The organism is Alteromonas sp. KUL17 (assembly GCF_006538305.1).
Lineage (GTDB): Bacteria > Pseudomonadota > Gammaproteobacteria > Enterobacterales > Alteromonadaceae > Alteromonas > Alteromonas macleodii.
Genome location: NZ_BJKJ01000002.1, coordinates 263,790 through 287,518, shown reverse-complemented (window position 1 = coordinate 287,518; position 23,729 = coordinate 263,790). Strand labels below are relative to the sequence as shown.

Below are 23,729 nucleotides of genomic sequence, written 5' to 3'. Positions count from 1 at the left end.
TACGTATCTCGGGCGATACTTATTCTGATATTTTTTACATGGTGTGGAATTTCTCATGGATAATGAGACACAGAAAGTAGTCATCATTGACGATGAACCAACAACACTCTTGTTATTAGAAAGTGCAGTAGAATCTCTAGCAAAGGTTGTTACGGTCTCGCAAAGCGCGAATGCGTTTTCGGTGATAGAAGCACAACTTCCTGATTTGGTTGTTCTAGATATAAGCATGCCTGAGCTATCTGGCTTTGAGGTCTGCAAGCAGTTAAAAGCGTGTCCAGAAACGGCAGCTATTCCAGTAATCTTTGTCACTTCCCATAGCGATCCAGAAAATGAACATGTGGCATTGTCGTTAGGTGCCATAGACTTTATATCCAAGCCCATTGATATTGGGTTGTGCCAGATGCGAGTGAGAAATCATCTCACTATTCAGGACCAAAAAACGAAGCTTGCTCGTGTTAATCACGAATTAGAAGCAGAGAAAAAGCAGCTTGCTATTACTCTCAAATCAATAGCTGACGGCGTTATTTCAATTAACGCAGCAGGGGATGTAACGTTTATTAACCCGGTAGCGCAAAGGTTAACCGGTTATAGTGAAACGGAAGCCCTTGGCAAACCTATCGATGAGGTTATGAATTTAAGAGATGCCTCGACAAATGAGCGTCTTTTAAACCCCGCTCTTTACGCACTAGAAGTGATGCGTCCGGTAGCTATGTCTTATAACGCCACGCTGGTAAGCCGACACAATCAAGTATTCAGGGTAGAAGATACAGCGTCACCGATTATTGATGAGGATGGCCAGCTTTCTGGCGCGGTTATCGTTTTCCAAGATGTGTCAGAAGCCATTGAAATGGCAGTCAAGATGACACATTTAACCAATCATGATCAGCTCACGGGCTTGCCAAACCGAGTTCTGCTGCACGATAGAGTTGTTCAGGCTATCACTCGTTGTTTTACCTCTAAGCAAAGCATAGCGTTACTGTTAATCGATATCGACAATTTCAAGTACCTCAATGACAGCCTGGGGCATCAAGTCGGCGACTATATTATTGCGTCTATTGCAAAGCGCCTTGCAAAGGTTGTTGGAGAAAGCGCTACGCTCGCCCGCGTGGGTGGCGATGAGTTTGCCTGCTTACTTACTGAAATTGGTTCGGGCTACAGTGCAGACAGTATTGCTATGGCGTGTTTGCAGGCGGGCAGAGAGCCCATTGATATAGACGGTAAGGCCCATCAACTTAGCTTAAGCATTGGAATTAGCCTTTATCCCCAAGATGCTGTTAATGCGGAAGAGATGATGCGCCATGCAGACTCAGCCATGTACCGCTCTAAATCAAAAGGCAAAGACACTTTCAGTTTCTTTTCAAAAGACCTGCAGCATGCCATGCATCATCGTGTGGAGATGGAGATAAAGCTTAGAAATGCTATCGAGAACGACAGTCTAGCTATTTACCTACAGCCAAAATATAACTTTGACGATAGCGCAGTATTAAGTGCGGAAAGCTTAGTCAGAATGTTCGACGAAAATGGAAAAGTTATTGGACCCGATGAATTTATCCCGCTGGCAGAAGAGACTGGGTTAATACATCAGTTAGGTAAGCAAGTGTTGCAAAAAAGCTGTGAGTTTGTCGCTAGATGCAACGAATTGGGGCAAGACTTCAAAGTGGCGGTAAACGTAGCTGCTAAACAGCTTTCAAACCCAGGCTTCGCAAAAGAAGTTGCTGAAATTATCAACGAAGCGGGTATCGCCGCGTCGTCTATAGAATTGGAGGTAACAGAATCAGCCCTAATGCACGACTTTGAGCAAACCCGAGATATCCTGAACGACTTGGCTTCATTGGGCGTTACTATTGCGTTGGATGATTTTGGTACGGGCTATTCAAGTCTCTCTTATTTGCGTCAGTTCCCTTTGAACGTGCTTAAGATAGATCGCTCTTTCGTTATTGATATGGATAAAGAACAGCAGGCACATGACATCGTAACGGCAATAGTGCATTTAGCATTAAGCTTAGAGTTAACCATTGTTGCCGAAGGTATAGAGACCCAATCCCACTTTGCTGCGCTCAAAGCACTTGGGTGTCACTTAGGGCAGGGGTATTTTATGTGTCGCCCTATGGCGATGGCGGATTTCTTTACAAAGTTCATCGATGATTGCCAAGTTGCGTAAAGTTCACTGGACGCTGGGTAGAGTGCTAATCGATAGTCTCTTCTTTATAACCTTGTCGTTCAAACCATACCTACTTGGAAGCAAACTAGCTGACTTTTCGATACAAATTTGGATGTAAGGTGTTAGACTTGCCTAAAACGTTGTTATTACTTTGATATTGTAAAAGTAGAAACAACGCAAGCGAGAATGGTCACCTTGGTGTAGTAATAATAAAAGTACCCGATGAATCGAAAAGAAATAAAACCCTACGCAGAGTGTAACGTACTTATTGTGGACGATGAGCCGATGAGTCGTATGCTGCTTGAATCCATCCTAGAGTCGGTGTTTACCTGTGCTACAGCCGAGTCAGGAGAAGAAGCCATATCCTACTGCGAGGCAAACCTTCCTGACCTAGTCCTGCTTGACATGAACATGCCAGACATTAGTGGGTTAGATGTTTGTACCGCTTTAAAAGCCTCGCCTGAAACGAATCATATCCCCGTCATTTTCGTTACATCTACAATGGATATTGAGAGTGAAAATGCGTGCTGGGAAGTAGGGGCGTCAGACTTTGTCATGAAACCGGTTAACGCTTCTACGTTAACGCATCGCATCAAAACACATCTGCAAAATAAGCTTCGCACTGAATTCCTTGAAATGATGACATTTCACGATCAGCTAACGGGTTTGTACAATCGTATGTACTTAACCAACGAAATTCCGTTACTCATTAAGCAAGTTGCGAGAGACAAAGCTACGGTTGGAGCAATAATGATCGACATCGATTATTTTAAGCTTTTCAACGATACGTACGGGCATCTCGAAGGCGATATTTGTCTTCAAAAAGTGGCGCAAATTGTATCGGACACAGTTAAACGGCCGAAAGATGCCGTTATTCGCTTTGGCGGCGAAGAGTTTTTAGTCGTCCTCCCCTATATCGACCATCAGGGCACAAAGTTAGTGGCACAGCAGCTTGTTGAGGCTGTCGCCAATGCAAGAATTCCGCATGGTAAAGGGATAGAAAATCGCGTATCAATAAGTGCAGGCTTTGCAGTTTGGAAAGCTACGGATGTGGTTGAAGACGATATGGCTGCGCTTATAGAAGACGCTGACATTTCACTGTTTGAAGCAAAAGAATTAGGGCGAAACCAAGCCAAGGGCTGAGGCCACAGCCCAATTTCCCATCATAAAAATAGAATTTCTAGCCTATTGTTTAATATCCCGTATTCAAATCCCAAGCTATCATTATAAATGCGGGGCCGCTGTACATGAATTGAGCAAGGCGGCAAGAATCTTGTGGTCTTTACGCTTGGGTAGCGAACCATGGTTTATTTTGACGAACAATCGAGTTTGAATGTGAAACTGGAACACCAGTTGAAGGCATCGCTAACCAGTTTGGTACAGCGAGGCTGCGATTCGTTTGGCGTGTTTCAAGGTTTACTTTTACAGCTGGACGAAGAGACAGTTAATATATTGGTTAAAGCTTCGTCGGCGTATGCACCCAACTTTAAGTCGGTCCCTTCTTTCTCTACCTGTGTGCCTGTAGACAACTGTTTCCCTGTAAACAGCGCTAAGTGTTCTACTGCATTTAAACAATGGTTTTCTACTTATTTTAATGCCGAAAAATACATTCGAGGCCGTGTTCATACCCTAGATGGAAGCCAAGTCTGCTTAGTCTTTATTAATGCGTGCCCGGAACAGTCGGTAAACCTCGACAAGCTGTCGCTGTTAGACGATTGCCTGAGCGTGATGTTGGATAAGTTTCATCTCGAAAAAGCAGAGACCAATCAAAACACGTTGTACGAAAAGTTACAAAGTGTAGCGAACATAGGCACATGGGAAGTTGATTTGACCACTAATGCACTTAGCTGGTCTTCACAAACTCGGCTTATTCACGAAGTCTCAGAAGACTTTGTACCCACATTAGAAACAGCTATCAACTTCTACAAAGAGGGGTTTGATAGAGATGAGATAAACCGCATTGTCTCCCACACGGTCGCTACGGGTGAACCGTGGAGTGCAACGCTTGAACTTGTCTCCGCCAAAGGTAATTCAGTTTGGATAGAAACCCACGGCATGGCTGAGATGAAGCACGGAAAGTGTATTCGTTTGTTTGGGACTTGCCAAAACGTAAACAAGTCGGTGCAACTTAGACTCGAATTGGATGAGAGAAGAAGAGAAGCCGAAGCTGCGTCTAAAGAACGTGGCATGTTGTTATCCCGTATAAGCCACGAATTAAAGACGCCGCTTAATGGCATTACCGGCATGCTGCAGGCGCTCAAGTTCGAAAATAAAGAAAATGTGCGAATGCGCAAAGCGGATGTGGCGCTTCATAGCGCAGACCGCTTATTGTCTCTTATAAACGATGTCTTGGATTACACCTCCATCATTAACGGCGAATTCTCACTAAAATATAGCGATTTTTGTGCGCGTTCGTTAATTGAGGATATCCTAGATGTATTTAAAACAAAATGTGCAGAGAAAGGCGTAAGGCTTTACGCGGTGCTGTCTTTTGACGAAAACACTTATGTTCACGGAGATGCCGCCCGAATCAGTCAAGTCATTACAAATTTACTATCGAACGCGGTTAAATTTACGCCGAAAGGGTATATTTCGGTGCAAGTTACGTTAAAGCACCAAGGCGATGTGCCTATCTTACTTGCGTCAATTGAAGACACTGGTGTGGGCATGAGTGATGAAATATTATCACGTATTTTTAGACCATTTCAAAACGACACCGCCAGTGCCTCTGAAGAGTTGAATGGAAACGGTTTGGGGTTGTCTATCGTCAATCAACTTGTTGGCAAAATGGATGGCGAGCTTGAAGTGCGTTCAAGCGCAGGGAAAGGCTCCTGTTTCGATATTGCTATACCTGTAGAAATGGCAGTTTTAGATAAAGAAAAGCAGAGTGACGTTGTCCTCTCTTCAGACCTGCTTAGCGTTCCTCTTAACGTTTTGGTTGTTGATGACAACGATATAAACCGTTTCGTGCTTGCATCCATGCTAGAGAAGTTTAATTACCTTCCAGATGAAGCCGAAAATGGCGAAGTGGCCGTTCAAATGGCCCGAGCTAAAAAATACGACATTATTTTTATGGATTGCGCTATGCCAGTGCTCGATGGGGTAAGTGCGACTAAGATTATTGTCCAAGAAAACTTATTGCCCAAACACGGTCGTATTGTGGCTGTAACGGCAAATACTACACCTGAAGATAAAACTAATTGTAGCAATGCGGGCATGGCCGATTTTCTTGCCAAGCCCGTGGTACAAAATGACGTTACCCTTCAGGTGCGCCATGCACTAAATGCTAAATCAGTGACAGCGTAGAGGTTAAAGTGCGTTTATTCCGCTGAAGGGGACGTATCTTTTACGGTTTCCCAATGCGTTACAATATAGTCTGTAACCTGCGAGCCGACATTATAGGCGGCTTCTATAGCAGCTCCCATTGCTGCATATCCATCGCCAGAACTCTCTAACTTTAAGTTCTCCGCTGCGCTCAACGATGGTGGCTGCATGGTAAAATTGCTTGCGGTTCTAAGGATAAGCAAGCGGTCTTTGTTGACTAACCCTGCATTGTCCAAGTAACTCAAGCTTTGAAGTGTTGCTGAGTCTTCCATGCCCGAGGTAACAAAATTTCCTTTGCCCTGCGTCCAGTATGCCACCCAATCGTTTGCCCACGCATTTAGTTTTTCGCCATGCCAAAAAGTAGAAGCAGATAAATGCGCACCCATAGATACATTTGGAAGTGCCCTCGCATTAGCTGAGTTGGTGTACTTGTCTCTCAATGCATCCATCGCTTCGTTGTTTAAAAGCTTGGTGTCTTTTGTCAACGAATAGGCCCACTTTGCTAATGGTAAGTTCAGCGCGTACACCTCGCCATTTGGGCTGTTGTTTACGTCTACAGCGTCAGCGTTTTCAAAGGGCGCATGAGTGAAGAGGGGGAAATAACCCGTACTCCACTGAGACGGAATTTCTCTAGCGTCAATTTGATGTGCTAGGTCGCCATCGACTACATAATCGGTCCAAATTGCACTTCCAATGGTGTTATCCGCTGGGTCGACTCCCGCGATCCCTGCAACCAACCAATAGGCTTGGGATAAATCAAAGCGAGGATCAAGACCTAGTGCCATTATTGCTGCTGAAGCGCGCGCAATGCCCATTCCCGTAACCATACCGATTACACCTGTATCAGGATTGGCGTAAATATCGTGAAAGCCATGAGGCAAAGGGTATTGGGTTGTGAGTTTCTGGCGAGCCTTCCACAATTGAAATTCACCAGGCGCGTCGCCTTCGTCGTTGCCAATTTCGAACATACTTACTACAACAACCTTCACTTTCATCGGTGGCTTAGCGTCATTGGCCTTTAGATTGCCAGAATAACTATTGCTACAGCAACCCAAAAACATAGCCAAAATAAGCAAAGCGTTGAAAAAGGCAGACCGTTTTTGTTTAAGCAGTGGATAAAAAGAAAGATGCATTTAGTACTCCTAAAAAAGAGCCCAGCATTATCAAACTGGGCTTCTTATCGAAAAAACTTACAGGCCTGAGAGCGTGTGTCGAACGTTCAATCTACACATGAAGCACGACCACGCTCAAAGACTATGCGAACTTAGAATGAGTAAGTAAATTTAGCATTCCAGTGACGCGGAAGTTCAGGTAATACAATTTGACTACCAAATAGATCAGGGAAGTTCGAGCGGAAATAATCTTCGTCAGTTAAGTTTTTAACGGTTAGATTAACACTCCAATCTTCGGCTTGGTAAGATACACCTGCATTCACTAGCGTGTACGAAGGTAGAGTCACTGAACCCGAGAAACCAGAAGATACTTCATCAGCATTCACGACACTAACACTTGCAGCATACCCGTTTAAGAAGTCATAAGTTGCAGTTAAGCCATAGGTGTTTTCTGGAATACCCGCTTTGATGGCAGAAAGGTTGCCATATGCCGTATTACCGTTTGGCGTGCCCCCAAAGAAGATTGAAGGATCGTCGATATTTGCAAAGTCTTCAGCACCAAAGAAACCAAACTGGAAACCACCACCGTCAAGTACTGTCAAATTAGTAACTTCAATGTTGGTGTAAACTGCTGTTAATACAAGTTGTTCATTTACTACCCAACGAAGCTCAAACTCTGTGCCTTCATTCAGGGTAGTGTTGTTTGTTACAGTTGATTGAGCGTTGATGTCAGTACGTTCTTGTTCGTAAATAGATAACGCAACGTATAAGCTGTCATCCAAAAATGAGCCTTTGACACCGTACTCGAAAAGCTCCGACGTATCGAAGAATCCGCCAGGAATATTTTCAACGTCTATATTTGCTCCTTGACCTGCAACAATCGTAGCTTGCTCTGCTACAGTAATATAAGGAATTAAGCCAAAGTCTGTCTTATATGAAACGCTAGCATTCCATGAAATGCCATCTTCTTTGTCCTCAGCTGTTACATCTTCGTCGCCACCAAATAGAGTAATTCCACCTGGTGTTGTACTCTCTACGTCTACTGAGTCATAACGCAATCCTAGTACGACATTCCAACCATTTTCCCAAGTTAGGTCTGTCATAGCTGCAACACCTAGGTTCAGATAGTTGCCCACGTCATAATTTGAGTAACCAAATCCAGCTCTAGTTGCGAGAAGGCGTCTATCTAACGCCGTTGAAGGACCTGTTAAGTCACGGCGGTCAAAAAATTCGTTTATGAAATCATCGCCGCTTTCAAAATCTGTGTATCGAATTGATGGGGAGAACTGAAATTGTGCGAATAGACTGTCGCTTTCGTATTCAGTTGCAAAAATAACTTTATCTTCTATTACATAAGCATCATGAAATTGTGAGAAGCCGTAAGCATTTTCGTTCAAGTTTTCATAACTTTCATAGAAAAACTGGTTTTTGATTTCCCATTCATCCGCGTAGTAAATCATATCAAAATAAAGCGTGGTTACTTCATTTTCCAAAACGTCATCGGCAGCAATGAGCGTTTGATCGCGGCCAAGTTGTGCGGTGGCTACATCTACCAAGGCCATATCATCGCTGAAACTTGAACCATCTTCAGTCAGTGGATCTACTTCTACAAACAGGTTTGCTGCAAAATATTCAAAATGACTAATGCTTCCGTCGCCGTCCGCATCAAGTGGCTTAGCGTTTCCGGTAATATAGGTGCCGTTGTCGATCAAATCTTGCGTAACACGGTTCCATCCTGCATTTTGGTTACCATCGTACTTGTGATACATACCGCCAAACTCAACACTTAGGTTTTCAGTCAAGTCCATATCGAAAGCGGCTTGGAGCACAGTTTGGTCAGTTTCGCTGTTGCGGTAATAAGAGTCTGAGTTTTCTTGTTCAGCGTAGATATAGTAACCAAGCTCCTTTCCTGCAAGTTTGCCTGGTCCTCCTACTTCGGCAGTGAGAACATTCTTATCCCAAGAGCCAGTGGTGTAAGAAAACTGTCCCGTTGGGCTGTCTAAATACTGTCCTCTGCCTACTTTCGCTGATTTCGGGTTAAAGTTTAAGTAGCCACCGATTTTAGCTGGGCCGTAAATTGGCGAAGCTGGGCCACGTACAATATCAACACTGCTCGACGCACCAATGGGTGTAGGGTAGTTTCCGGGGTTATCTAAACGGCGTACACCTCGAAAATACACTTCCCCAGGTGTGCCGCGCACATCTAGTGAGCCCGCAACACCGAAGAACGACTGTGTGAATGTACCTGGTGCGAACGCGACGAGTTCATCAATGTCTGAAACGTTGAAGCGCTCCATTTGCTCTTGAGAAATCGTGGACGCTGAGCGAGGCGTTTCGAGAATAGATTTGCCAAAGCCAAAAACTGACTCAACGTCTTGACCAGGAAGGCTCCCAAGGGATCCTGTTACCTGGATTTTTTCAACGTCTTTTTCTTTTACCTCTGTCTCTTCTTGAGCAAAAGCTTGCGACGATAGCGCGACCGCAGTAGTCATTGCAAAAGCTTTTGCTAGAGGAGATAAATTGAATGTAGTGTTTTTCATGGTTTCCTCGTTATTTTTAGTTGCCCCTTTTTAGGGCTCTTTTCACGCATTTTTATATGCGTTTTGTTATTGGCAAGAGAGTTAGCAGGATGAGTGCCAACTACTTGTCCAGTTGGTCAACTTTTAACCTTCTCTTAAGTTGCTGAATTATAGGGATAAAAATATATAATGTTGTTCTTATATTGTTATTTTTATGTAAATAAACTCAATCGCATAAATGCATGCACTTATAAGGTGATTTTTAGCGAGCTTTTGCACTAAAAAGAGCAGAGGTTACGCCCGGTTGTCCGTCTATACTTAAAATGTGTGTCGAGTGAGCTGAGTGCTTAACAACCTCATGGTTTACAACGGCTTTTTCATTGAGTGCTTTCGGCGCCCTACGGTTACCTTCTGGCTTTGGGTTGTGAATAGGCTCGTAAGCAGGGTTGTCCAGAGCAACGCTAGTGCTGCTTTCAATTTTTTGTGCACTAGCGTGTGGGGAAGCAAGGGGCTTTTTTCCAGGTAAGGTTAAATCAAGGATGACGGCGGTAAGGCCGGCCGAGGTTACTGGGGAAAGTAAGATATTTTCAAGCCATGAAGGCAATTCAGAAAGGGCTTCTGGTACCATCATTACACCAATCGCCATACCTAGCGCACACGCTGTCACCAAACTACTGCGCCTATCAAGTGCGTAGCTGGCTAATAGCTTTAAGCCACCCACGGCCACCATGGCAAACATAACCAGAGTAGCACCACCAAGAACTGGCTTGGGAATAGCCTGCAGCACACCACCTACAATGGGGAAGAACCCAATAACAACGAATAGCGCTGCAACAAAAAAGCCGACCTTACGGCTGGCGATGCCGGTTAATTGGATAACCCCGTTATTCTGGCCAAATGTAGTATTTGGAAAGGTGTTGAACATGCCAGCAAGTAACGAATTAACGCCGTCGCCCAAAATCCCGCCTTTCACTCTTGCAAGATAAATCGGACCGCTCACAGGCTGCTTACAGAAAAGGCTATTTGCGGTTAAGTCGCCGGCCGTTTCTATTGCACTAAACAAATAGATGAGCGCGATAGGTAAAAAGAGAGTGATATCAAATGCAATGCCAAAGGCAAAAGGGGTGGGGATCGCTACTACAGAAAGCGTAGCAAGGCCGCTGAAATCTAATCCTTTTGTAATGCCAACATAGGTTGCGCCAATTGCCATACCAATAAAGATGGCGCTTAAACGCAGCCAATGATTTGTTGAGGCGTTCAAGAAAACAATGATGAGCAACACGCCAAGTCCAACGGCTAAGTTTTCTGTGCTGGCGAAGTCAGCAGCGTGAAAGCCGCCCGCAAGATCAGTCATGCCTACGTTTATCAAGCTTAGCCCAATAGCGGTTATCACAATTCCTGTAGTTAATGGTGTAATGATACGTTTGAGTTTATGTACAAATAGACTAAACACCACTTCGACCATGGCACCCGCCATAGTTAATCCAAACAACAAAGACAAGACATCTTCGGGTGTTCCTCCATCCGCCTTGACCTGATTTCCTGCCAGTATCAACGCGCTAATAAACGCAAAACTGGTACCTTGGATGGCTACCAATCCACTGCCTACCGGGCCTATACGCTTTGTTTGAATTGCCGTGCCTAAGCCGCTTACAAACAAGGCCATACTGATAAGATAAGGCGTGTATTCAGTAAGGCCCAGTGTTGATGTAACAATAAGAGTCGGGGTAATGACACCGACAAAGCTTGCAAGTAAATGCTGAAATGCCGCGGTAAGTGAAGGAAGAAATGCCGGACTATCATGTAAATCGTAAAGTAGTTCGCTGTGATTTGAAGACATGGTTATTTCCTTGTTATTTCCTTGTTATTTCCTTCATTGGTGCAGACCGAGGCGGCAAACTCGCAGATGAAATCACTGTAGCGTTCCACGTTGCTGTTAAGAGGTTGTACTTTGCTGTTTGCAGAAGGTATTTGGTTAGCGTTTTCCGCTATTAAGGCTAAAAACTGTGTTAGATCTCGGTTTAGCTCAGTAAGTAGTTGCTCTTTTTTCTCGTCTTGTAAAAAGCTGTACTTGATACTGTATTGACTTAATATAACTAGCTCACTCCAGCTTAGATTGAACTGGGTAAACGCCAGGTAATATTCATCTGTGAGTGTGGCATCCCACATCCCTCGGTCGTCGGTTGAAAGTGCAGTGGGTACACCGGTTCTTAAAAGTTGAGGAAAGGGATGAGCGCTCAAATCATCGATGTATTCTAACTTTAGGTTTGAAATTAAATTGGTTTCAATCAAATAGCGGTTATGGCGCATGAGCAAATACGTTGAAGGATCTTTTAGCAGATTAATGCCATGGCCTATTCGCTCTGCGCCTAACAATAAGGTGTCGCGAATATTGGTATCTGCATGCTCAGATTCACCTGCATGAAAGGAGAGGCGAATGGCTGGATATTGAGCTCTAAGTCTCGTTATGGGCGCTAAAAAGCGCGTGGGTTGACCTCGGGGATCGTCCTCCCTGCCAACCAAATTTATCCCTACATACCATTTTCTATTGGCGTCTACGAATTTGAAGATCCAGTCTAGTTGAGCTTCAATGTTGTCAGTAAAACGAACCAAGGCATATTGAAAACGAACGGTGACACCAGTAGCTTTCGCTGGTTCGCTATCGAGCATGTCTGTAATAACTTTGAGCGCTTCAGCAGGGGGAAAGCGGTTCCCATCTGCGCGATTCATAAACCTAACGTTCATTTGCGTTTCTAAATAGCGCACATTTTCTTGTTGATACAGCTGCATGTTTCTAAGCAGAACCTGCGCTGTAATATAGGGGTTTTGAGTAAGCTCGCTTAAACGCTGCCAGTGAAACTCAAAAAACTCCTCTCGACCTTCTTCTGGCTTATCAAGTTCAACACTATGGATAAACGCTTCTTGTTCTTTGTTACTTAGGGCATTCAGCGCTTTATATTGCTTTTGCTTACATTTCGTTAGTTTAGAGTGGGTAGTGTTAGAAATAGTATGAAACAACGGCGCCGAGTCACACTCGCTATGATTTATCTTAGTGAAGTACTGATAGCCGCCGTTTAGTGCTTGATTAGTTGCTAGCTCATACCACCATTTGCCGTACGCCGAGCCTGATAAGTGATGGTGCAAGTCACCGCCTTTTGGAAACTGTTTAAGTAGTTGATAGGTCTGTGAATCGGTCAATGACTGAGTATATTGCTTAAACCAACTGTTTGCGTCTTCTTCAGTAGGAAAGGGGCTTGCGGCGGAATAAAGACCAACAAAGGATAAAGACAAAATGAACAGGGTTCGTACAACAAATGACATGAGCAATTTTTCTTAGCAATAGTTGCTCTATGGTTGCAAGATATTGACCAGTTGGTCTGCTTGGTGATGTGTTTTTAAGTTGTTGTTTTAAAGTGTTTTTTATGTAGATTTGGGTCAGGAACAAATAATTAGGCAATTCGTAAGCCCCATTTTGGTGCCTAAACAAAAAAATGCGCTAAATTAGCGCATTTTTTCAGAGCAGTGCGAACGGTCGTTTTATAGGACTACGCCTTCATCTAACGTCACAAAAATTGAGTGGCGTACTTCATTGTACATTGCGCGGGAACAATGGCCTTCGCCTTCTGTGTCTTCTAGCAATAGTACGTCACCTGCTCCAAACACGTGGCGTTCACCGTTAGACACCGTAAATTCAGCACGCCCTTTAATTATGAAAAGGAGTTGTCGCGCCGGCGCTGGATGCCACTTAAAATCATAATCTGCAGGCGTTTCGCGAAAAATGATCTTATCGGCTCCAAATTTTTCTGAAAGCATGCCGATGGGACCGCCGTCTTTTAGCGCAATCTCCACTTCGCCAAAATGACTTTTGCCTGCTTCATCGTTGTAAATCCTTGTTATTTTCATTATTAACCCTTCATTGAAACTTTACTGATTTGACCACTACGTATGCTTGAGCTTGCTAATGGTTTTATAAAGTACTGACAAACTTGCGGCCACGTCATCAATGGTAATAGATTCTGCAGGGTGGTGACTTATTCCGCCCTTACAACGTGTGAACAACATGGCCACAGGGCAAATATCTGCAATGGCCATAGCGTCATGACCTGCACCCGAGGCAAGGACTCTTGGCTTAATCCCGCTTTCTTCTACCCCCCGAACGAGTGCTTCTTTCAGCTGGCTATCGCAATGTACCGCGGGCGCGCTGTGGGTTTGCTCCTGTGTTAGCGTTATTTGTCTTGCATGCGCAATGGCATCAAACTTTTGCAATATTTCTGCCAAGACAGAATCTCGCAATTCATCATCTTCGCTTCTGATATCGAGAGAAAAACGTGTGCGACCAGAAATGACGTTAACGCCGTTTGGCGCATTTTCAATTTTACCTACCGTGGCCACAACGCCCGGACGCTGCAAGCTAATGCTCTCGACAGCCAATAGCATCTCTGCACTTGCGCACAGCGCATCTCGTCGCATAGACATCGGCACAGTGCCAGCGTGACCCGCCATGCCTTCTACTGAAAAATTAAAACGTTTTGCACCTGCAATAGCACTGACAACGCCAACAGGCAGATTTTCTTGCTCTAAAACAGGGCCTTGTTCAATGTGAAGCTCTATGTAGCCCAAAATGTCGGTACGGGAAATAGCGGCACTGTTTACTGCGTCGAAATTAAGGCCGAAGTTTGCCATGGCTTGCTCTAAGTTCACGCCATTTTCATCTTTTAAATGACGCCATTGCTCTTGCCACTTACCGGTGAGCGCGCGGCTTCCTAAAAGGGTGGTGCCAAATCGCGTGCCTTCTTCATCACAAAAACCCACAATATCGATATGAAAAGGGAACTTGGTTTGCGTGCCGTCAAACATAGCGACCAGTGAAATAGCGGCGACCACGCCGAGCATGCCGTCGTACTTTCCGCCGTTAGGCACAGTGTCGAGGTGGCTACCTAGAATTAATCGCGGTGCGTTGGGCACGCTTGATGTATAGCGCCCCCATATATTACCAACGGCGTCTTGCCAGGTGGTCATTCCGGCTTCAATCATCCACCCTGAGGCTAGTTGATTTGCAAGCTTGTGTTGTTCGGTCAAATAGCGCCGGTCTAAACAGGCTGGGTCCTGGCTTAAGGTGCCTAATGTTTCGCACCTTGCCATGACTTGCGTAGCCAATTCAGCAAATTCTGCGAATTCACCCATTGGTGACTCCCGCCGCTTTAGCCTTAGCATAAACGCTAAGCGCAGCATCTACACCTTTACCAGCAGGTAGCGCAAACCCTTGCATACGAAGCACAGTTTCAAGGGACTGGAGGGTATGTAACACGGCATCTTCTCTGGCGTTATAGCCCATAGTGCCAATGCGCCAAATTTTTCCTTTTAGCGGACCAAAACTAGTGCCTATTTCAATGTTAAAACGCAGAAGTAAGGTTTCGCGTACCTCTTCGCCATGAACACTCTCGGGAATATGAACACCTACAACGTTGTACATTTTGTGTTTCAGATCGCCGAAGGGCTCAAGTCCCATGGCCTGAATACCGGCTAGCATCGCGTCGCCCGCTACTTTGTGACGAGCAATCACGTTCTCCTGGCCTTCTTCTAAATGCAGGCGCGCGCATTCACGGGCGCAATAGAGCATACTGGCCGCTTCGGTGTGGTGATTTAGTCGCTCCTCGCCCCAATAATCCATGATCATGGGCAAGTCGAAGTAGTTAGAACGAATTTTAGGGCCACGCGCGGCTTCATGGTGAGCATCGCGAATGCCGGCTTCAACGTGGTGACGGGTACGCACGTTTTTAACAAACTTGTCGCTTAGTGTAATAGGAGCACTGCCTGATGGGCCTCCTAAGCACTTTTGCAGGCCAACTGACACCGCATCTAATTTCCATGCATCAACGTCTAGCGGGTTCCCACCTACTGACGCTGTTGCATCGCAGTAAAACAACACATCGTTTGCTTCACAAATCGCGCCAATTTCTGCAAGCGGTTGCAGCATGGTGGTGGACGTATCCCCTTGAACAATGGCAAGCAGTTTTGGTTTTACGTCTTTTATCGCCTTTTCAATCTGTTCAGGCGTAAACACTTCGCCCCACGGCACTTCAATGGTGTGAACTTCAGCGTCGGCGCGCTCTGCAATTTCAGCAAGCAAATGCCCAAAACGCCCGAAGATAGGTACGAGGACTTTATCGCCTGGCTCAATTGCCGATACCAATACAGCTTCAATTCCAGCGCGCGACGTACCGTCAACCAAGAAGGTTTGCTGGTTTTTCGTATTGAAAACATCGCGGTAAAGTTGCATCACCTCGTTCATGTAGCCAGTCATTACAGGGTCATATTGACCTACTAACTGGGTAGACATGGCGCTTAACACACGGGGATAGCAGTTAATTGGGCCCGGGCCCATTAGCAAGCGAGGCGGCGGCGATAGTGGAGCAAACGTTCTGTTAGAAGCTTCTTTAGACATGTGGGCACTCCTAGATAAGCACTTGCGCTAGCATGCGCAAGCCAGTGATGATGAGAACAACGGCGAAGATTTTCTTAAGTAAGCCAGCGTCTAGCTTATTGGCTATGCTTGCACCGACAGGCGCAAATAACACGGTAAGCGGAACAATGCAGACAAACCCCAGCAAGTTTACATATCCGTACGTAGCGAAGGGCGCATCAACAGGAGTGGTACCAACAAATAGCAGCGTGAGCGCCGCTGGAAGCGAAATAATTAAACCGACTGCAGCAGCGGTACCCACCGCTTTGTGTGCTGGGTAGTTACAAAATGTGAGAGTCGGCACGGTTAACGTACCGCCACCAATGCCTACCATAGAACTGAATAGCCCAATGCAGGTTGCCATAATCGACTGACCCGCGCGGCCCGGTAGCCCTTTAAATAGCGCGTCTTTCTTGCCAATGAGCATATTAATGGCAGACAAGGTTGCAATAATGCCAAACAGTAAGGTAAGGAACGTCGGGTTAACAGCCGTCACCGCATAGCTTCCGGCAAGCACGCCAATTAGAATGAATACTGCCCACGCTTTTAGCAATGCAAAGTCTACATTGCCTTTACTGTGATGAGCACGAATAGAGCTTACTGAAGTAGGAACGATGGTTGCCAGAGACGTTGCCGTGGCTATAACCATAGCGCTCTCAGGGGACACACCAAGGGCTTGGAACAAGAAGAACAGTACCGGCACGATGACAATACCGCCACCTACGCCAAGCATACCTGCTAATATGCCTGCGAAAACGCCTGTTCCCGCAAGCGATAATATAACCGTTAGGTTATCCATTAAAAACTGCATGTGATTTCTTTCTCTTTAACGTTTGTTGGTTTAACTATTTGTCAGTGTTGCGTCTTAGCCACTAAGAATAAACTAGCGATGTCCAAAGTAGGCTTTGCCGTCACTTCTTGGGTCGCTTGCGCCGCTAACCGTACCTTCTGTGTCGCGAATGATTGCACCAGCATGACCCATGAGTTCGTTGCAAGGATCTACCGTCACCATATCGTGGCCCCGTGCCAGTAAGCTTTCCCCCACATACTCAACTAAGTCACGCTCTGCTTTTAAGTTGTGACTCTGATCGCCCCAGGTTCTACCAAGTAACCAACGGCCTAGGGAAATAGCTTTGGCGATAGGTTGGCCGTGGTACACATGACGAGCAAACAGCGCCGCTTGGGTTTGAGGCTGACCTTCACCACCCATGGTGCCGTAGCTCATGCGTCGACCGTCAACAAGCTCAGCGAAAGCGGGGTTAAGTGTGTGAAATGGTTTCAAGCCTGGGGTCAAATATTGGTTACTGTTTGGGTCGAGTGAAAACGAAGTGCCACGGTTGTTCCAAACAATGCCTGTTTGCGGGCTCACTACGCCCGAGCCGAACTCCCAGTAAAGTGACTGTATGTAGCTCACCATTCGGCCTTCAGAATCGCAGCAACCCATCCAAATAGTATCGCCGTGCTTGGCTTCATGGGGCCAAGGAAGTGCTTTATCTAATGAGATGTTCTTCACCATTTCATCAAGCACATCGTCACTTAACAGGCTTTGAAGACTAACAGGCGTACGAGATGGGTCGGTTACGTTCGCGTTACGCGCAATGAAAGCTTGTTTCGTGCATTCAATAAGTAAATGCACCATATCAGCATCGGTGCTGCCTAAATGCTGAACTTTGTCGTACAAGGCTAAAATAATGAGCGACGCCACACCTTGTGTGGGCGCCGGCAAGTTATAAAGCTTGCCTTTGCTGGTGGACACTGACAATGGCTCAACAATTGTCGCTTTGTAATTGTTAAAATCTTCAAGACGAATAGGGGAGCCGGCGGCTTCTAAGTCTTCAGCCAGCTGTGAAGCTAACTCACCGTGATAAAAATCATCTAACCCTTTTTCTGCTAAATGCTTCAAAGTTTCAGAGAGCTTTGTTAGCTTTAAAATTTTACCTTTTTAAGGGCTTTCCCCTTAATCAAAAACTGAGCGAAATTTTCATCCGCACTTAGCTCGTCAAAGGTTTTGTTGCTGGCATCCACCAAGCTTTGGGTAACTTCAATCCCCCAGTTAGCTTGACTGATCGCCGTATCGAACAATGTACTTAACGGTAAACCGCTTTGCCATTTGTGACTTAATTCAAGCGCGGCTTGCCAACCAGCAACTGCGCCTGCCATGGTTAATGCTGACTTTCCGCCTCGACTCGGTATGGCATCGCTACCCTCGTAGAAAGAAGGTGTCGCGCCCTTTGCTGCTACGCCAGATGCATCAATACCAATCGGCTTTTTACCAGGTTCACTGATTAGCCAAAATCCATCACCACCCATGCCATTCATGTGCGGGTATTCAACCGCGATAGATGCTGCAGCAGCTACCATAGCTTCAATAGCGGTGCCGCCTTTTTCTAATATGTTTAAGCCCACTTGCGATGCCGCAAAGTGAGGGGCAGTAAACGCTATATTTGGTTTTTCACTCATTTTTAATTCCTTCAAAAACTCGGCAACCGCGCAGTCAGGTTAAGCCCAAATCAGGCAAAATGACGGGCGCTTAGGTCTTACTTCCGCTTTCTAGTTTCAACTTGAATGCGATAGGGCGCTAATGTTTTTTTTAAGTGCAACTTAAAAAAACAGGCGCGCTTTACACGTTTAGCGAGTGGTTAGCGTTTTTTGCTAACGCGAGAAGTGCAAGATCGTTGCCTTTTTTGCCCACTAGCGATAATCCGCATGGGGCGTTGTGTAGGGTAAACAACGGCAAATGAAGTTGGGGTAATCCCGCAAGCCCAGCTATCGCCGTGAGTGCGAGCAGAGCGTTTCTATCATTTGCCAGCGTTGTTTCATCGGCATCACATCGAGGTGCTACACCGGGTGTCGTGGGAATAATCAATACATCTATTTCTTCAAACAGCGTGTTTAAATGATTGATTACCACAGATTGTTGCGCTTTAGCTTGCTCTACTTCTTGCGTTGTTATGGTTTTACACCAATTCAAGCGCAACATTATATCTTTGGCGATATCGGGTTGAGTGTATTCAATCCATTCGCCGTGTTGCTGCCATATTTCATTGCCCTGTAAGGTACGAAAGGTAGCGGCAGTTTGTAAGGTTTTTAAATCTAGCTGTGTCTCTGACAATACAATACAGTCGTTGTTATCAGCCAGCGCTGCAAGCCATGTTTTGCACAGCGATTTGTGAGCGGCCTGCTCAAATAAATGCGCTGCTATGCCAAATCGAGGCGAACCTGATATTTCACTTTGTGTTGCGCTATCTATGCAGACATTGGCAACTTTAGTCAGCGTGTTTAGGTCGCGTGTCATCCAGCCCACGGTATCAAACGACGGGGCAAGTGCCACCATATTGTCGCAGGCCACAACGCCGTGCGTGGTGCGAAGCCCCCATAACCCTTGATAGCTAGACGGTACGCGAATAGAGCCGCCGGTGTCGGTGCCAAGCCCTATGTCGGCAAGGTGCGCGCTAACGGCCACCGCTGAACCTGACGAAGAACCACCAGGTATATGAGCTGGTGCCACTGGATTTACCAGTGTTTCGTGGTGCTTATTCTGCCCGTGTAAACTGTAGGCAAGTTCATCAGTGATGGTTTTGCCTTTGAACGCGGCACCCGCTTGAAGCATCTTTGCTACGCAACGATTTGTGTTTTTCGGAATCGCGTGTGTGGCTAACCAATCAGGATTTCCTGCTGCGGTTGGCAATCCTTCAATGTGAAACAAATCTTTTACTGCCAGACCTAATCCGCTAAGCGGCAATTTACTTTGACTTTTTGCCTGATTCAGCGCTTTTCCTGACGCCGAAAATGCGTCATCTTTAACACTACCGTCAAGACTGAATGCGATTTCTAGGTTTTTAATTGCCTGTGTGAACTTGACATCACAGGGCTTCAGTACAAAAGGAGAGCTCACAGCGCGTTACTTATTCGTTATTGTTTCTTTATTCGTCTTTAGATTAATGAAACAACTGTTTCATTAAAAAGTCAAGAGAAACGAACGTTACTTCACTGGGCATTTTAGTACGTACATTATTTTCTGTGAGTTACATAATTGGTAAAGCGCTGAGTAAATCGTTAAAGAACACTAAATAAGTTGCTAAAAGCCTTGAGGGTTTTGCTTTAGGAATGCAATTTCTTCTGGTGTCGACTCGCGCCCTAAAGCTCGGTTGCGGTGGGGGTAGCGGCCAAACATTTCAATTATCTGTTGATGGCGCTTTTCAAAGGTGAATTCTCTTTCAAGGCCTTCTTGTGAAAATAGTTCCAATGCGACGTCGTGGATTGCGAGTGATTCACTATGCATAAACGGCATATACAGAAACGCGCGCTGCTGCGGTGTAAGTACCTTATCGGCTTCAACACTGACCGCTTCTTGCGCAAGAACCAAAGCAATGCTGTCTGCACTGAATGCATCTTTGTCATTGCGATGAATATTTCGCGAGAATTGATCGAGAAGAATTATTTCGGCAAGACGACCGGTAGCCGTCGCTCGCCAAGGCCACAACTCGCCCTTTATGGCTGCTGCACGCAATTTTGAAAATCGCGAAGTGATCGTTTTATCTAGTGCTGCATCTTCCTTAAACCATTGCTCTGGGGAGAGTTCTCCAAACCAAAAGTCTAGCACACCGTTAGCTTCTTCCATGACTACTTGCGTTTTATCCATATCAACTCCAACCACACGCTTTTAGCAGTGAAATTAAATTAATAGGTACGTTTTTATGCATTAAAACCCAAAATAAGCGTTGTGAATTAATACTTATACCCATTTTTAAGCGCTTTAGTTCCCTTTACGCTTGCAAAATAACAATTCTCTGCTATCTGCTCTCTTTATAGTATTGCTTAAAAAGTGTTCTGTGGGAAGGATTAACGCTTTGGACTTTCTAGCTCATCCATTTGAATGTAGATGTCAGTAATAGCGTCGACGCGGTCTGCGGCCTGGCTTCCTAATAATTCGTAGGTGAGGTTACACAGTGATGCAACCAGACTCATTGGAGCCGCGTAACTATCAAAAGGCGAGTCACTGCCAATGTGGGTAATGAGCAGGTGGTCGACATCGTGACGATATCCTTGGCCCGTTGGATCGGTAATTAATACGGTTTTACAGTGTTTAATGCTATTTAAAACAAATTTGAATTGTCGGGTTCTACGACGAAAACCAAAAGTACGACAAGATCATTTTCGGTTAGGTCGATAATATCTTCACTAAGTGTTTGACCGGGCTGGGGAAGCACACGGACCGACGCACGAATTTGTTTGAGCTGCTGCCTAAAATGAAGTGCAATGGGGTAGGCGTTTCTAAAACCAATCAAGGTGACCTGGCCTGCTGATGCCAGCAATTTAGCAATATCTGTCAACGCCTCTGAGGAAGTGCTTTCAAATGTATTGGCCAAATTCTTACTATCATTCTCATGCTGAAGTACGCCACTTGAAGGGCTTACAACAGGCACGCCTTGCTCACGTAGTTGAACAAGCGCCTCTTTAGCTTGCTGATGCGAGTCAAAACCCAGCTGGCGAAAGAAGCGACTGACTGTGGCCTTTGACGTCCCCGTTTTTTCTGCAATTAAAGACGTAGATTGACTTAATACTGCGATAGGATTCTGCTGAATATAATGCGCAATAGCCTTGCCCGAAGGGGACAAAGAGGCATAGTGGTTTTCAATTTGCTGTAAAACGTCGCTAGGGCTATTTTTTGTCATTGGTATCGCCTTATACATCTTGTGCAATTATTTCACGACTTTTGTGCGATATACAAACACTACCAGAGTTCAACGCGTTCACGTACTTTAAAATAGGTTTTTCGAAGCCGATTATTGAAGTAGATCACTATAATAAGCGTTGTTGCTCATTACTAAAAAACGCTTACAAGTTTCCACTGCTCTTAAAAAATCTTATCTATATAAAGAGTTACGAATGCGCATTAAAGAATAAGGCTAAAGTAGCACTTAATTGATCACTCATGCTTTGCAAATTGGCACTACACTTTCATAGACATAAACCGTAAAAATTCACAAAAGTGTCATCGGTTGGTAATTATCTTGTTGGTTTAGCATCGATTCTAGTTAGTAAAGACGTTTGGGGAATCGATTAGCGAACCTAGCATGATCGAGAGAAAGAGGTGAGTTGTGGCAAAGCTGTGGTCTGAATTGATCTTGCTCTTTGTGGTGATTCCCTTTGCCGTTCTCTACTGGATAAAGCATTTTGCAAATTATCTCATGCCTATTTTAGGTGTTATGGGACTTTGTTGCTTAGCTATCTTGTTAGCAGATAAGCAATTTAAACGCATTAAATTGTGGCATTGGGAAGACTATCGAACGCATTTAAAAAGTACGCTAAGGTTATTTTTGCCTTGGGCGAGCTTACTGGCGCTGGTAGTTTACTTTTTTAAACCGGAATTGTTCCTACATTGGCCTATGAACCAGCCATGGATGTGGGTAGCTACATTATTGATTTATCCGTTAGTGTCGGTCATCCCGCAAGAGATCATTTTTCGAACGTACTTTTTCCACCGTTACAAGCGAATACTGCCTTCGAAATATGCAAGGTGGGCCTTAAGTACTTTTTTATTTGGTTTAGCCCACTTAGTGTACGGTAACTGGATTGCTGTAGTCATTTCTTGGATTGGCGGTGGCATTTTCGGTTATAGGTATATGCAAACTAACTCGACGCCCGTGGTGGTTATAGAACACGCTATATGGGGCAGTTTTTTATTTACCATCGGGCTGGGATCTTATTTAGTTATCGCGTCGTAGTTATTTGTATTAAAAATCGAAACACATGAACGCCAAGGAGTGAGGTGATGTTCAGTGCGCAACAAATATTACAACTCTCTATTTTAAATAAGCGAGCGGGGCTTTCTTTCCCACAAACCGACAGCGAACCTTTCATACAAACTTTGCTTCAACAAAGTGACGAAGGTGGCGCAATAAGCAGTTTATCAAGTGCACAGTCGCTACTCTCTCAGCTTTGGGAGAACTTTGTTTATCGATTACCGGGGTTGGCGCTAGGCTTAGTTATCATGGCGGCGTTTATCCTTTTAGCGCCATATATTGCCAAGGTTTTAGTTAAACCGTTAACCCGTACGACCACATCTCCACTGCTGCGCTCAGTCATTCAAAGAAGTGTCAGTTTAGTCTTAATTTTACTCGGTATTTATCTATTTTTGTTCTTAGCTGGGCTCACTGGTTTTGCAATCGCGGTGGTGAGTGGTACAGGTGTGGTAGGGCTTATTCTTGGTTTCGCCTTTCGCGACATCGCCGAGAACTTTATTTCAAGCCTACTGCTTACTATTCAACGCCCTTTTAGAATAGGGGATATCGTACAAATCAACGATTTCACCGGCATCATTCAGAAAGTAACGGCACGTGCGACCACGCTGGTGGATTTTGACGGCAACCATATTCAAATACCTAACGCGACTATTTACAAAGGGGTAATCAAAAACCTTACGGCCAACCCGCTAATGCGTGGGCAGTTTGTTATTGGTGTGGGTTACGATGCTGATATACAACACGCACAGCAGATGGCGCAAGAAATTACGTCAGCACAAGACAACGTGTTAATCGACCCTGAACCGCAAATTCTTATCGACGAACTAGGCCCCTCGACCTACAACATCAAGGTTTATTTTTGGGTGGATGTAGAGAAAACGAGTGTACTAAAAATGGCATCGGTGCTGATGCGTAAAATCACTCAGGCCTTCTTAGAGGCGAATATCAGTATGCCTGATGATGCGAGAGAGCGCATTTTCCCTGAGGGTATGCATATTTACCAGGCTTCCGAGAAAGACGCTTCAAGCGCTCGCCCTTCTGAAAATGAAGCAAATGAGTTAAGTGAAATAACAACAGGCCAAAAGAACGTAAAAAGCTTGGATAGCGAAAAGAATAGTGGAGCCACAGAAAATCGAAACGAAAGGTCAAGTGCTAAAGGGGCTGGAAATACGCGCCCACAGGAATCGAAAATTAATGATGATGTGTCTTCCGAAGCCCATGAGATACGAGAGCAGGCTCGGAATTCGAGAGATCCGGAAGCAGGAGAAAATATTCTTTAACATTTGTTATGTGAAGGATTATTGGAATGTGTCATTTGCCCTCTTTTCAAATCTAGAAGGGAACCGAACATATTGAACGTGCTGCAGCATAGCTAGCCAGAGGTGAGGAGTTGTTAAGCAAAAG

General features: G+C 45.1%; 17 protein-coding genes and 1 pseudogene. 5 read left to right on the top strand and 13 right to left on the bottom strand.

What is annotated here, in order from left to right; genetic code table 11:
- The first annotated feature begins 55 nt into the window (after positions 1 to 55).
- The 3 genes from KUL49_RS02995 (at position 56) to KUL49_RS02985 (ending at position 5,467) form a co-directional block, all read left to right on the top strand.
- Positions 56 to 2,161 (top strand): EAL domain-containing protein, encoded by a 2,106-nt coding sequence (locus KUL49_RS02995; protein WP_131136269.1) that lies wholly within the window; start codon positions 56 to 58, stop codon positions 2,159 to 2,161.
- Between the two features lie 222 nt (positions 2,162 to 2,383).
- On the top strand, positions 2,384 to 3,304 hold the full coding sequence (locus KUL49_RS02990) for a diguanylate cyclase (protein WP_131136268.1): 921 nt from the start codon (positions 2,384 to 2,386) through the stop codon (positions 3,302 to 3,304).
- A 159-nt stretch (positions 3,305 to 3,463) separates the two neighbouring features.
- The gene (locus KUL49_RS02985; RefSeq protein ID WP_039227188.1) at positions 3,464 to 5,467 is read left to right on the top strand and encodes an ATP-binding protein; all 2,004 of its coding nucleotides are present in this window, start codon (positions 3,464 to 3,466) and stop codon (positions 5,465 to 5,467) included.
- 14 nt (positions 5,468 to 5,481) lie between these two features.
- Here the strand turns inward: KUL49_RS02985 and KUL49_RS02980 are convergent, their stop codons facing one another.
- The 13 genes and pseudogenes from KUL49_RS02980 to KUL49_RS02925 form a co-directional block, all read right to left on the bottom strand.
- The gene (locus KUL49_RS02980) at positions 5,482 to 6,618 is read right to left on the bottom strand and encodes a purine nucleoside permease (RefSeq protein ID WP_131136267.1); all 1,137 of its coding nucleotides are present in this window, start codon (positions 6,616 to 6,618) and stop codon (positions 5,482 to 5,484) included.
- 131 nt (positions 6,619 to 6,749) lie between these two features.
- Entirely contained in the window at positions 6,750 to 9,137 is a 2,388-nt protein-coding gene (locus tag KUL49_RS02975) for a TonB-dependent siderophore receptor (protein ID WP_131136266.1), read from the bottom strand.
- Between the two features lie 241 nt (positions 9,138 to 9,378).
- Positions 9,379 to 10,956, bottom strand: coding sequence for a uracil-xanthine permease family protein (locus KUL49_RS02970; RefSeq protein ID WP_131136265.1), 1,578 nt, complete (start codon positions 10,954 to 10,956; stop codon positions 9,379 to 9,381).
- A 2-nt stretch (positions 10,957 to 10,958) separates the two neighbouring features.
- On the bottom strand, positions 10,959 to 12,437 hold the full coding sequence (locus tag KUL49_RS02965) for an adenosine deaminase (protein ID WP_131136264.1): 1,479 nt from the start codon (positions 12,435 to 12,437) through the stop codon (positions 10,959 to 10,961).
- Between the two features lie 216 nt (positions 12,438 to 12,653).
- Positions 12,654 to 13,019 carry an AraC family ligand binding domain-containing protein gene (locus KUL49_RS02960; RefSeq protein ID WP_014976207.1) on the bottom strand — a complete coding sequence of 122 codons (366 nt, stop codon included), beginning with the start codon at positions 13,017 to 13,019 and terminating at the stop codon, positions 12,654 to 12,656.
- 36 nt (positions 13,020 to 13,055) lie between these two features.
- Positions 13,056 to 14,300: an allantoate amidohydrolase gene (locus tag KUL49_RS02955; RefSeq protein ID WP_014978988.1), complete on the bottom strand. Its 1,245-nt coding sequence runs from the start codon at positions 14,298 to 14,300 to the stop codon at positions 13,056 to 13,058.
- Positions 14,293 to 15,561, bottom strand: coding sequence for an alanine--glyoxylate aminotransferase family protein (locus KUL49_RS02950; protein WP_131136263.1), 1,269 nt, complete (start codon positions 15,559 to 15,561; stop codon positions 14,293 to 14,295). Before KUL49_RS02950 ends, KUL49_RS02955 begins: the two co-directional genes overlap by 8 nt.
- A gap of 10 nt (positions 15,562 to 15,571) precedes the next feature.
- Positions 15,572 to 16,390, bottom strand: coding sequence for a sulfite exporter TauE/SafE family protein (locus KUL49_RS02945; protein ID WP_014949089.1), 819 nt, complete (start codon positions 16,388 to 16,390; stop codon positions 15,572 to 15,574).
- A gap of 72 nt (positions 16,391 to 16,462) precedes the next feature.
- Positions 16,463 to 18,039: pseudogene (locus KUL49_RS02940) on the bottom strand (gamma-glutamyltransferase family protein).
- A 160-nt stretch (positions 18,040 to 18,199) separates the two neighbouring features.
- Complete coding sequence (locus KUL49_RS02935; RefSeq protein WP_131136262.1) at positions 18,200 to 19,474, bottom strand: amidase; 1,275 nt, start codon at positions 19,472 to 19,474, stop codon at positions 18,200 to 18,202.
- A gap of 183 nt (positions 19,475 to 19,657) precedes the next feature.
- On the bottom strand, positions 19,658 to 20,221 hold the full coding sequence (locus KUL49_RS02930; protein WP_131136261.1) for a DUF924 family protein: 564 nt from the start codon (positions 20,219 to 20,221) through the stop codon (positions 19,658 to 19,660).
- A gap of 200 nt (positions 20,222 to 20,421) precedes the next feature.
- Positions 20,422 to 20,547 (bottom strand): hypothetical protein, encoded by a 126-nt coding sequence (locus KUL49_RS21040; RefSeq protein WP_258312620.1) that lies wholly within the window; start codon positions 20,545 to 20,547, stop codon positions 20,422 to 20,424.
- 128 nt (positions 20,548 to 20,675) lie between these two features.
- Positions 20,676 to 21,254, bottom strand: a complete 579-nt coding sequence (locus KUL49_RS02925; protein ID WP_242633709.1) for a MurR/RpiR family transcriptional regulator — start codon at positions 21,252 to 21,254, stop codon at positions 20,676 to 20,678.
- 426 nt (positions 21,255 to 21,680) lie between these two features.
- Between KUL49_RS02925 and KUL49_RS02920 the strand changes: the two genes are divergently transcribed.
- Together KUL49_RS02920 and KUL49_RS02915 are read left to right on the top strand one after the other, a co-directional pair.
- Entirely contained in the window at positions 21,681 to 22,307 is a 627-nt protein-coding gene (locus KUL49_RS02920; RefSeq protein WP_014976215.1) for a CPBP family intramembrane glutamic endopeptidase, read from the top strand.
- A gap of 47 nt (positions 22,308 to 22,354) precedes the next feature.
- The gene (locus tag KUL49_RS02915; RefSeq protein ID WP_131136260.1) at positions 22,355 to 23,605 is read left to right on the top strand and encodes a mechanosensitive ion channel family protein; all 1,251 of its coding nucleotides are present in this window, start codon (positions 22,355 to 22,357) and stop codon (positions 23,603 to 23,605) included.
- The last annotated feature ends 124 nt before the right edge of the window (positions 23,606 to 23,729 follow it).